This window comes from Mesorhizobium sp. WSM4829, assembly GCF_055811475.1.
The window spans coordinates 205,305-215,019 of sequence record NZ_JBVVQJ010000006.1 but is presented as its reverse complement, the minus strand read 5'-3'; the positions used below and the strand labels follow the sequence as shown (position 1 = coordinate 215,019).

Below are 9,715 nucleotides of genomic sequence, written 5' to 3'. Positions count from 1 at the left end.
AGTGCGCGTTTTGCCCGACCATCTTCTCCGGTGGCAACCAATGCCGCCGGAGCGTTTTTCTGTTTGTCCGGCGGTTCGATTTGACAGGTTTGCCTGCCTGTCGCCATTGACAAGCCATCTTTGCTCCTCCACCTCATGCCGGGACCTTCTATAGCGCCGCGCCTCCTTTCGGACGCGCAATGGACGCTGTATTTTGATTTTTGCGCAGATTGTTTCCGGAAACCGATTCCGGAATTCGGCGCTAACAAAGGGCAGCCGGCCATGACCGGATATTTTTCTTCACCCTTCTCGCGCCGCACGTCTGTCGGTGTCGACGTCGGCGGCGTGATGGTCGGCGGAGGCGCCCCTGTCGTCGTTCAGTCGATGACCAACACCGACACTGCCGATGTCGACCAGACAGTCGCTCAAGTTGCCGCGCTGCATCGCGCTGGCTCCGAGATCGTGCGCATCACCGTCGACCGCGACGAGAGTGCCGCCGCCGTGCCCGCCATCCGCGAGCGGCTCGAACGGCTCGGCATCAATGTGCCGCTGGTCGGCGATTTCCACTATATCGGCCACAAGCTGCTCGCCGACCACCCGGCTTGCGCCGAGGCGCTGGCCAAATACCGCATCAATCCTGGCAATGTCGGCTTCAAGGACAAGAAGGACCGGCAGTTCGCGGCGATCGTCGAGATGGCGATCCGGTACGACAAGCCGGTGCGCATCGGCGTCAATTGGGGGTCGCTCGACCAGGAGCTTTTGACCAGGCTGATGGACGACAACCAGCGCCAGGGCTTTCCGCTGACCGCGCAGGAGGTAACGCGCGAGGCGATCGTGCAGTCGGCGATCCTTTCGGCCGACATGGCCGAGGAGATCGGCCTTGGCCGCGAGAAGATCATCCTGTCGGCCAAGGTCAGCGGCGTGCAGGATCTGATTGCGGTCTACACCGAGCTTGCCACCCGCTCCAACCACGCGCTGCATCTCGGCCTCACAGAGGCCGGCATGGGTTCGAAAGGCATCGTCGCCTCATCCGCGGCAATGGGCATTCTTCTCCAGCAAGGCATTGGCGACACGATCCGCATCTCGCTGACGCCGGAGCCGAACGGCGACCGCACCCGCGAGGTGCAAGTGTCGCAGGAACTCCTGCAGACCATGGGGTTCCGGCAGTTCGTACCGATCGTCGCCGCCTGCCCCGGTTGCGGCCGCACCACCTCTACCGTGTTCCAAGAACTCGCGCAGGACATCCAGGCGGATCTGCGCAAGAACATGCCGGTGTGGCGTGAAAAATATCCCGGCGTCGAAAACCTCAAAGTCGCGGTGATGGGCTGCATCGTGAACGGTCCGGGTGAATCCAAGCATGCCGATATCGGCATTTCGCTGCCCGGCACCGGCGAGACGCCGACGGCGCCGGTATTCGTCGACGGCAGGAAGGCGGCGACGCTGCGCGGCCCTTCGATCGCCGCCGACTTCGAGAAAATGGTCGCCGACTATATCGAGCAGCGGTTTGGGCAACCTGGCAAGGCTGCGGCGGAGTAGGTCGATGCGGCGCTTCCCCTGGGCGACGCCGATTTTGCTTGGTGGATTGGTTTTGCTTGGTGGGCTGGGCTGGGCGACAGCCGTCCACGCCGATCCGCCGCGTCCCGCCAAGCAGCGGCTGCTCGACCGGGTTTGCAATCTGATCGAGGCGCATGCCGATCAAAACGGCCTGCCCAAGGATTTCTTTGCCCGGCTGATCTGGAAGGAAAGCCGCTTCGATCCCAATGCGGTCAGTCCGGTCGGTGCCGAAGGCATAGCCCAGTTCATGCCGGGCACCGCCAAGATACGCGGCCTCGCCAATTCCTTCGATATCGAGCAGGCCATCCCGGCCTCGGCAAAATATCTCGCCGAGATGAAAACCGGCTTCGGCAATCTGGGCCTGGCCGCCGCCGCCTACAATGCCGGCGAAAGCCGGGTGTCGCGCTGGCTGAGTTCCGGCGGATTCCTGCCGATGGAGACCGAAAACTACGTTCTGGACATCATGGGCGAGCCGGCCGACAGGTTCACCGACACCGCCTATGCCGGCAGCATCCAGCCGCTCGACAAGAAAGCGAGCTTCGCGGTCGCCTGCCGCAGGCTGCCGGTCATCAAGTCCCAAACCGTGGCCATGGCGTCGATCAACGTCAAGCCGTGGGGCGTGCAGGTGGCCGGCAATTTCCGCCGCGCCGCGGCGCTCAATCAATGGACTGGCGTGAAGCGCCGGTTTCCGGCCTTGCTCAAGGGCCATGATCCGGTGGTCAGCCGGGTGCGCTCGCCGATCGGCAGGCGCGGCATCTATGCAGTCCGCATCGGCGCCGACTCCAAAGCCAAGGCCGACAACATCTGCCGGAAACTGCAAAGCGTCGGCGGTGCATGCATTGTGGTGCGGAATCGGTGATGGGTGAAGCTGCGCTTTTATTCCACGAATGCTGCCGGTCCACGGCTTCAGCTATAGGCTCGCCATGACCGATCGTGTCTATAGCGATCCCGACCTCGTCCAGTTCTACGATATCGAGAACGAAGGCGGCGTGGATTTCGAACGATTTCCGCCACGATTCCGCTACCGGTGTCGTCACTTACTCGACCCATTACGAAATGCCCGGCAGCGGACGCGTGCTCAGCGCCGAATCGAAAATCGCCTTCCCGACAAAGGAAAGCCTTGCGCCGATGCTGGATCGGGCCGGGCTGGTCGTCGAAGAATGGCTCGGCAACTGGCGTGGCGAGCCATACGCTCCAACATCGCCAGAAATCATTCCGATCGGCCGGCTGCGCTAGCCCGGACGTTGCTTCGCCTTGAGCGTTTTCCCATTCCTTGACGTGACCGATTGAGCGTACGGATAAGCCAAAGACACCACCGCCCAATTGCGGCGCTGCGCTGACGACGTGCCCACCGATGCACGTCGTGAGCATCTGGCAGGTTTACGTGTTCTGAACTCATGGCACCTCCTCGCCAGCATTTCGCATGCTGAAGAGGAAAACATATTATGGTTCGCATCTGCTGATAATCGGTGATAGTTTTCGTTCATCTGTGACGAATTGGAATAGATATCATCGACCGGCAAGAGACGATGGGTGTGTACCTGGCAGTTGTCGAGGAAGGCGACTTCTCGGCAGCGGCACGCCGGCTGCGGATGACACCTTCGGCCGTCAGCAAAATCATCGGTCGGCTTGAGTCCCGCCTTGGCGTGCGCTTGCTGCAGCGCTCGACGCGGCGCATCAGCTTGACGGCGGAAGGCAGCACCTATGCCGAGAGCGCACGCCGCATCCTGAACGACATCAAAGAGGCTGAAATCGCGGTTCAACCCGGAGCAGAACCGCGCGGCCGGCTGCGCGTCAGTCTTCCGAGCGCCTTCGGCCATCGCTTGATCGTGCCGATGTTGCCGGCCTTCATCGATCGCTACCCGGCCATCGAGCTCGAGCTGATGTTCACAGATGCGATTGTCGACCTGTTGGCTGAGGCGACGGACGTCGCCGTGCGCGTTGCCGCACACAGCGATTCGAGGCTGGTGGTGCGGCGGCTGGCGCCCAATCGCCGTGTCATTTGCGCATCACCTCGATATCTCGAAAGACATGGCATGCCGACAACGCCAGACGACCTTCAAGGTCATATCTGTCTTGGCGTCACAGCACGCGGCGGTCTCAATATCTGGGAGTTCGATGGCCCGGACGGTCTGCAAAGCATGCGTATCCGCAGCCCGATAGAGGCCAACAGCACCGAAGCGCTACGCCGGCTGGCGCTCGCCGGTATAGGCATCATCCGCATGTCGGAGATATTGGTCGGGCCGGATATCGAGGCAGGCAGACTGACCGCGCTGCTCACCGGATACAATCATCCTGACGGAGCGCCAATCTGCGCTGTCTATCCGCCTGGCCGAATTCTGTCGCCGCGCGTGCGCGTGTTCGTGGATTTCCTGGCCGAACAGTTCGCCAACCCTCCTTGGCTGCACGGTGCGCCATAGTACGGGAGTACAGCTTGGAACAGCGTCAGCTGTTGCGGGCCGCTACGAATTCCGCTGCCTGCTTCAGAAGCACGGCGTCTTCGCCATAGGGACAAAGCAAGGCGTGGGCCTGGTCGACGAGGCCTTGAAGCTGGTCCCGCGCCCAGTTGGCGCCGTGCAGCGCCACCAGCGTCGCCTTGCCGGCGGCTGCATCCTTGCCTGTCGCCTTGCCCATCTGGCGCGCATCCGCCGTCAGATCGAGCAGGTCGTCGGCAAGTTGAAAGGCAAGCCCGATCGCCGAGCCGAATTCCGCCAGTCTTTCACGGTCGGCCGTCGGCGCGCCGGCAACAATTGCGCCCGCCTCGCAGGCGAAGCGGATCAGCGCGCCGGTCTTCATCGCCTGAAGCCGGATGATGCCGGCTTCCTCCGGCCGGATACGCTCGGCTTCGAGATCGAGCATCTGGCCGCCGACCATGCCGCCGGCTCCGGCGGCGCGGGCCAGCGCCAGCACCAGCGCCGCCCGCCGTTCGGCCGGCAGCATTGTCGCTTCGTCGGCAATGATGTCGAAGGCGAGCGCCAGCAAGGCGTCGCCGGCGAGGATGGCGGTCGCCTCGTCGAAGGCCTTGTGAACGGTCGGCTGGCCTCGGCGCAGATCGTCGTCGTCCATGGCCGGCAGATCGTCATGGATCAGCGAATAGCAATGCACGCATTCGAGCGCCGCCGCCACGCGCAGCGCCGCCTCGCCGTCGGCGGAAAACAGCGCGGCGCTTTCCATGACCAGGAAAGGGCGCAGGCGCTTGCCGCCGTTCAGCACGCCGTGGCGCATCGCCTCCATCAGACGCTGCGGCCGCGCGATCTCGCCTGAAAGCGGGCGGTCGCCGAGCAGCCGCCTGAGCAGCGCCTCGATCGGCCCTGTGCGTGCGAGAAGCGCTGCCTCGAACGGTATTTGATCGTCTTTCACCATGCCGGGGACGGGTAGCCGACACTCAGACGTTGCGCAAGAAGCCAAGCGCCATTATGCCGGGGGCAGGGAGCAGCATGGATTGAGCGGCTTGGCGGAACCGATCGTCGATCACGAAACCGAAGGGCTGGACATGGTGAGGCCGAAACGCGGCAATCGCATCGGTCTCAAACGCTGGCCTCGGCACTGGGTCCGGCGCGGTATCTCCGTCGCCGTGGTGCTGGCGCTGATGCCGGTGGTGTTGACCTTTCTGTACCTGCCGCCGTTCGTGCATCCGGTATCGACACTGATGCTGAAGGATCTGGCGACGTTTTCCGGCTATGACCGGCGCTGGGTCTCGATCGACGATGTGGCGCCGGCGCTGGCGCATTCGGTCATCATGTCGGAGGACGGGCAGTTCTGTTTCCATCGCGGCATCGACCTTGGCGAGTTGAGGGGCGTCGTCGACGACGCGCTGGCCGGCGAGATGACGCGCGGCGCCTCGACCATCACCATGCAGAGCGTCAAGAACCTCTATCTGTGGTCGCGGCCGCTGGGCTCGGTCCGGAAAGTCGTCGAGCTGCCGCTGGCTGTCTATGTCGACATGGTGATGTCGAAACGGCGCATCATGGAAATCTATCTCAATATCGCTGAATGGGGGCCGGGCATCTATGGCATCGAGGCCGCCGCCCAGCACCATTTCGGGGTTTCGGCAAAACGATTGTCGCGTCGCCAGGCGGCGCTGCTTGCCGTCACCCTGCCGAACCCGATCGCCCGCAACCCGGCGAAGCCCGGGCCGGGGCTGAGACGGCTGGCCTCGCTGATCGAGCGGCGCGCCGGTCGGTCCGGCGCCTATGTCGGCTGTCTGCGATAGCTTAAAAAAATTCGCGGCGGCGCTGGCCAAAACGGCGCAGGGCGTGTATAGGCACCCGACTTTCTCAGATTCCGGCCCTGACGCGGCCCTTTCACGAGGGCAGCCGGGGCATTTTGACCATGTAGTGGAGCATATCCATGGCCGTACCGAAACGAAAAACCTCCCCGTCGAAGCGCGGCATGCGCCGCTCGGCCGATGCGCTGAAGGCCCCGACCTATGTCGAGGACAAGAATTCCGGCGAGATGCGCCGCCCGCACCATATCGACCTGAAGACCGGCATGTATCGCGGTCGCCAGGTTCTGGAGCCGAAGGAAAGCTGAGAACGCTTCGACGGCTTGTGACTATCGAAGGACCGGCCATCGCGCCGGTCTTTCTGCGTTTTGCGCAGATGATCGCCCCTCGAATTGTTGTCAAAGATGCCAGCAGCCGTACCGGATGCAGCCGTACCGGCTGGTACTGTTATTTCGCACGGTCTTTGTCCGTGTTCGCGGTCGCATGCGAAAATTCTTGACGGCGAACGCCGAGCGCATACTAGAGAAGGCTGTCCAACCGGAGCCTTCTGATGTTCGGTGCCATCCCGCTGCTGATCGTACCCTTCGTCCTCTATAATCTTGGGCTTCTGGGAATATTCGGCGGCGGCGACGATCCCTGGGCAATCCAAATGTTCTCGATCCGCATGATGTCGGGCGGAGTGTTCTCGATGACGCTCGGCGATCTGATCGTGCTGATCGGGCTGCTTCTCTTCTTCGTCGAAATCTTGAAATCGACGCGCACGACGAGCGCCTCGATTATGGACCACCTGTTGTCGACCTTCGTCTTCGTGGCGTTCCTGGTCGAGTTCCTGCTGGTGAAGGGCGCGGCGCACTCGGTTTTCTTCATTTTGATGGTCATCGCACTGGTCGACGTCCTGGCCGGCTTCTCAGTATCGATGCGAGCAGCCAGCCGCGACATAACCATGAGCTAATGCATGTCGCGCAAAGCATGCCTCGGGCTTAAACGAGGGTGCGCAGCGGTTTTGCTGTAACGACATGCATAAAAGGCGGTGAAGCAGCTGCCTCGTTGTCAGCACCTGCCGACGGCAGGACAGGCCCGCCCGACACGCCGGACCGCTATTTTTTCTTGGCGCGTGTCGGCTTCTTCACCGGAGCAGCCGGCGCATTGGCGAGGTCTTCCGCTTCCTTGGCAAGGCGGAGCGCCCTCAGCTTGTTGGTCTTTATCTGGCGGGCATCGCTCTCGGCGACATATTCCGCCATCGCCTTCTGACGAACCGTGGCTGCCTCTTCCTGCTTCTTGAAACGCAAATCGGCCCGCGCGCGGGCAGTATCCTTAGAGTTCTCAACCAAGGGCTTTTCCAATCCCGTAAATTATAGCTTTCAACGGCTTTAATAGCAGAGCCGCCCTGCGATGGGGGAAATAAGTTGGTCAGGCGCCGGCATCGCACCCGGCGCCCGCCGCCTTTCGGGCGACAACCGCCTCGTATCCGGCCTGCAACGTCGCACGCACGGTGGCATCCGGCGGCGTGTCGGAAGGCGTGCCCAGATGTTCGTGGCGCAGTTCGTCCATGAACTTTTCCCACATCGGCGGGCCGCCCTTTTCCAGAAGCTCGGCGCGGATCGAGAGCTCCTCGCTGACCGGCAGCCAGACGCGACCCCAGGCGCCGAGATGCGCCAGGATCGGCACCAGCGTTATCGCCATTTCGGTCAGGCTGTAGATCGCCTTCTGCTTGTGGGTGGGATCGTCGGCCCTGGTCAGCATGCCGAGTTCCATCAGCCGTTTCAGCCGATCGGCGAGGATGTTGGAAGCGATGCGTTCCAATGACCCGTTGAGCAGGTCGCGAAAGTGGCGTTTGCCGCCGAAAATCATGTCGCGGAGGATGATCAGGCTCCACCGGTCGCCGAACACTTCAAGCGACAGGTTGATCGGGCACCCAGAACGATGATCGATGCTCATGCGAATCTCCGACAGAAACTGGTTGCATTATCATATCAGTTTTATTATCGTGCAACTGATTGCAAAATGCAATCGGTTTTGCAGAGAGGAGACGGCGACCATGACCAAGGCAGCGGAACCCGAAATGGTGTCGCAGACGTTTGGCGATCCCACGCATCCGCCGATGCTGCTGATTATGGGCGCGATGGCTTCGATGCTTTGGTGGCCTGCCGGAAACTGGCCGGCAAGGGCCTGTTCGTGATCCGCTATGACAATCGCGATACCGGCCGTTCGACCAAATATGCGCCGGGCGAACCGCCTTACACTTTCGACGACATGGTGGACGACGCCATTCGCGTCCTCGACAATCATGGCATCGCGAAAGCGCATGTCGTCGGCATGTCGATGGGCGGCATGATCGCGCAACTCGTGGCGTTGAAATATCCGTCGCGGATCATCTCGCTAACGGCGATCAGCACTTCGCCAATCGGGATCGACACGTCGCATCTGCCAGGGACGAGCGAAGCCTATATGGAGCATTCGGCCGAAGGCGCAAAGGTTGACTGGTCTAATCGAGCCCAGGTGGTCGACTTCATCGTCAAGGACGCGCACGCAATCGCCGGCACCGCGCATCCCTTCGACGAGAAGCGGACGAGGGCCTTCGTCGAACAGGACTACGACCGGTCCGGCGGTTTTCTAAGCGCGACCAATCATTTTATGCTCAAGAGCGGTGAAGATCGGGGCGGCGAGGATCGGGGCAGCGAGGATTGCAAGGGTCGCCTGCACGACTTGAAGGTTCCGCTCCTCGTCATCCACGGCACCGATGATCCGATCTTTCCGGTCGAGCATGGCGCCGCTCTGGCCGATGCAGTTGCCGGCGCGAGGCTTGTCCGCATTGAAGGCGGCGGCCACGAACTGCATCCCGACGATTGGGCCGCGATCGTTGATGCCATCGTCGCCCATAGCCAGGCCAGGTAAGCAGCGGGTCGAACCTTGACACACCATACAACCTGCGGGTGGAATGCGCGCGAGCGCCCCAGCCCAAAGACCAGCAGAATCGGGAGGATATGATGAAACTCTACTGCGGCATTGGTCCGAATTCTTATCGCGTTCGTATCTTCATGGCTGAGAAAGGCATCGACGTTCCGCGGGTTGATGTCGATCTGACAAAAGGCGAGCACAAAACCCCGCAATTCCTTGAGCTCAACTCACTCGGCCAGATTCCCGTGCTCGCGCTCGATGACGGCACGGTGATCACCGAAAGCATCGCCATCTGCCGCTATCTGGAGGCGCTTCATCCAACGCCGGCACTGTTCGGCTCGGACGCGGTCAGCCAAGGCAAGGTCGAGATGTGGAACCGCCGCGCCGAGTTCGAGATCTTCGGAACGATCGGCAGCATTGCCCTGCATTCCGATCCGATGTTTGCGGAGCGGCTCGTGCAGTTCCCGGCTTTCGCCGAAACCCAGCGCGAAGCCGTTCCGGCAAAGTGGGCGTGGCTTGACCGCGAGATCGCCGATGGCCGTCCGTTCATCGCCGGCGACCAGTTCTCCGTCGCCGACATCACCGCCGCCGTCGCAGCCTGGCTTGGCGCCTTCTTCGGAGCCGACATCCCGGACTCGCTGGTCAATGTCCATCATTGGCTCGACCGCGTTCAGAAACGTCCAAGCTGGAACGCCTAGCCCGATGCATGCCCGACACAGTTCAATAGGACGATGTGCGGCTCAACGCCTCAGCTTCCGGGCGAACCAAGCTGCTCGGCTTCCCAGAACTGGTCGAGCCAGATGTTGAGCTTCAGGAAGCCGGCACTGCTGACCGTATAGACGCGCCTTGTCCCTTCCGGCTTGGCGTTGACCAGCCCGGCGTCGAGCAGCACTTTCAGATGCTGCGAAACCGCCGGGCGCGAGACCGGCAACCCGGCGGCCAGTTCGTTGACAGTCTTCGGGCCGCGCCGAAGCTCTTCCAAGAGATAGCGCCGGTTGGGGTCGGCAATCGCCATGAAGGCGTCGGAAAACATCATGCCTTATTTGTGAGGCAAAGTTT

The 9,715-nt window shown here is 62.0% G+C and carries 12 protein-coding genes and 1 pseudogene; 9 read left to right on the top strand and 4 right to left on the bottom strand.

All coding sequences use genetic code 11. The features are described 5' to 3' along the window. Positions 1 to 261: 261 nt before the first annotated feature. From ispG to AC0L17_RS08705, 4 genes are all read left to right on the top strand, one after another. Positions 262 to 1,515 (top strand): flavodoxin-dependent (E)-4-hydroxy-3-methylbut-2-enyl-diphosphate synthase, encoded by a 1,254-nt coding sequence (ispG, locus tag AC0L17_RS08720; protein WP_473515502.1) that lies wholly within the window; start codon positions 262 to 264, stop codon positions 1,513 to 1,515. Between the two features lie 4 nt (positions 1,516 to 1,519). Continuing rightward, positions 1,520 to 2,392, top strand: a complete 873-nt coding sequence (locus AC0L17_RS08715; protein ID WP_473515501.1) for a lytic transglycosylase domain-containing protein — start codon at positions 1,520 to 1,522, stop codon at positions 2,390 to 2,392. Positions 2,393 to 2,466: 74 nt separating this feature from the next. Then, complete coding sequence (locus AC0L17_RS08710; RefSeq protein ID WP_473515500.1) at positions 2,467 to 2,769, top strand: hypothetical protein; 303 nt, start codon at positions 2,467 to 2,469, stop codon at positions 2,767 to 2,769. A gap of 293 nt (positions 2,770 to 3,062) precedes the next feature. Further along, on the top strand, positions 3,063 to 3,953 hold the full coding sequence (locus AC0L17_RS08705) for a LysR family transcriptional regulator (protein WP_473515499.1): 891 nt from the start codon (positions 3,063 to 3,065) through the stop codon (positions 3,951 to 3,953). A gap of 25 nt (positions 3,954 to 3,978) precedes the next feature. On the opposite strand, the gene AC0L17_RS08700 is transcribed toward AC0L17_RS08705, so the two are convergent. After that, positions 3,979 to 4,896, bottom strand: a complete 918-nt coding sequence (locus AC0L17_RS08700; protein WP_473515498.1) for a polyprenyl synthetase family protein — start codon at positions 4,894 to 4,896, stop codon at positions 3,979 to 3,981. Between the two features lie 79 nt (positions 4,897 to 4,975). Between AC0L17_RS08700 and AC0L17_RS08695 the strand changes: the two genes are divergently transcribed. The 3 genes from AC0L17_RS08695 (at position 4,976) to AC0L17_RS08685 (ending at position 6,710) form a co-directional block, all read left to right on the top strand. Beyond that, positions 4,976 to 5,746: a biosynthetic peptidoglycan transglycosylase gene (locus AC0L17_RS08695; protein ID WP_027152969.1), complete on the top strand. Its 771-nt coding sequence runs from the start codon at positions 4,976 to 4,978 to the stop codon at positions 5,744 to 5,746. Positions 5,747 to 5,883: 137 nt separating this feature from the next. Next, on the top strand, positions 5,884 to 6,066 hold the full coding sequence (rpmF, locus tag AC0L17_RS08690; RefSeq protein WP_006203806.1) for a 50S ribosomal protein L32: 183 nt from the start codon (positions 5,884 to 5,886) through the stop codon (positions 6,064 to 6,066). A 242-nt stretch (positions 6,067 to 6,308) separates the two neighbouring features. Continuing rightward, positions 6,309 to 6,710 carry a hypothetical protein gene (locus tag AC0L17_RS08685; RefSeq protein ID WP_091593310.1) on the top strand — a complete coding sequence of 134 codons (402 nt, stop codon included), beginning with the start codon at positions 6,309 to 6,311 and terminating at the stop codon, positions 6,708 to 6,710. A gap of 145 nt (positions 6,711 to 6,855) precedes the next feature. On the opposite strand, the gene AC0L17_RS08680 is transcribed toward AC0L17_RS08685, so the two are convergent. After that, positions 6,856 to 7,089, bottom strand: a complete 234-nt coding sequence (locus AC0L17_RS08680) for a hypothetical protein (RefSeq protein WP_023797044.1) — start codon at positions 7,087 to 7,089, stop codon at positions 6,856 to 6,858. 79 nt (positions 7,090 to 7,168) lie between these two features. After that, the gene (locus tag AC0L17_RS08675) at positions 7,169 to 7,696 is read right to left on the bottom strand and encodes a winged helix-turn-helix transcriptional regulator (protein ID WP_091593309.1); all 528 of its coding nucleotides are present in this window, start codon (positions 7,694 to 7,696) and stop codon (positions 7,169 to 7,171) included. Positions 7,697 to 7,796: 100 nt separating this feature from the next. On the opposite strand from AC0L17_RS08675, the pseudogene AC0L17_RS08670 reads away from it, so the two are divergent. Both AC0L17_RS08670 and AC0L17_RS08665 read left to right on the top strand, forming a co-directional pair. Beyond that, a pseudogene (locus AC0L17_RS08670) lies at positions 7,797 to 8,653 on the top strand (alpha/beta fold hydrolase). Positions 8,654 to 8,745: 92 nt separating this feature from the next. Next, a complete protein-coding gene (locus AC0L17_RS08665) occupies positions 8,746 to 9,354 on the top strand; it encodes a glutathione S-transferase family protein (RefSeq protein WP_473515497.1) in 609 nt (202 codons plus the stop codon). Between the two features lie 50 nt (positions 9,355 to 9,404). Here AC0L17_RS08665 and AC0L17_RS08660 read toward each other — a convergent pair whose 3' ends face one another. Continuing rightward, complete coding sequence (locus AC0L17_RS08660; protein WP_027152975.1) at positions 9,405 to 9,692, bottom strand: ArsR/SmtB family transcription factor; 288 nt, start codon at positions 9,690 to 9,692, stop codon at positions 9,405 to 9,407. Positions 9,693 to 9,715: the final 23 nt, after the last annotated feature.

Excerpts from the sequence above, each read along its gene's own strand:
- ispG (WP_473515502.1), top strand. The coding sequence starts at position 262 with ATGACCGGATATTTTTCTTCACCCTTCTCGCGCCGCACGTCTGTCGGT.
- AC0L17_RS08715 (WP_473515501.1), top strand. The coding sequence starts at position 1,520 with ATGCGGCGCTTCCCCTGGGCGACGCCGATTTTGCTTGGTGGATTGGTT.
- AC0L17_RS08705 (WP_473515499.1), top strand. The coding sequence starts at position 3,063 with ATGGGTGTGTACCTGGCAGTTGTCGAGGAAGGCGACTTCTCGGCAGCG.
- AC0L17_RS08700 (WP_473515498.1), bottom strand. The coding sequence starts at position 4,896 with ATGGTGAAAGACGATCAAATACCGTTCGAGGCAGCGCTTCTCGCACGC.
- rpmF (WP_006203806.1), top strand. The coding sequence starts at position 5,884 with ATGGCCGTACCGAAACGAAAAACCTCCCCGTCGAAGCGCGGCATGCGC.
- AC0L17_RS08685 (WP_091593310.1), top strand. The coding sequence starts at position 6,309 with ATGTTCGGTGCCATCCCGCTGCTGATCGTACCCTTCGTCCTCTATAAT.
- AC0L17_RS08675 (WP_091593309.1), bottom strand. The coding sequence starts at position 7,696 with ATGAGCATCGATCATCGTTCTGGGTGCCCGATCAACCTGTCGCTTGAA.
- AC0L17_RS08665 (WP_473515497.1), top strand. The coding sequence starts at position 8,746 with ATGAAACTCTACTGCGGCATTGGTCCGAATTCTTATCGCGTTCGTATC.
- AC0L17_RS08660 (WP_027152975.1), bottom strand. The coding sequence starts at position 9,692 with ATGATGTTTTCCGACGCCTTCATGGCGATTGCCGACCCCAACCGGCGC.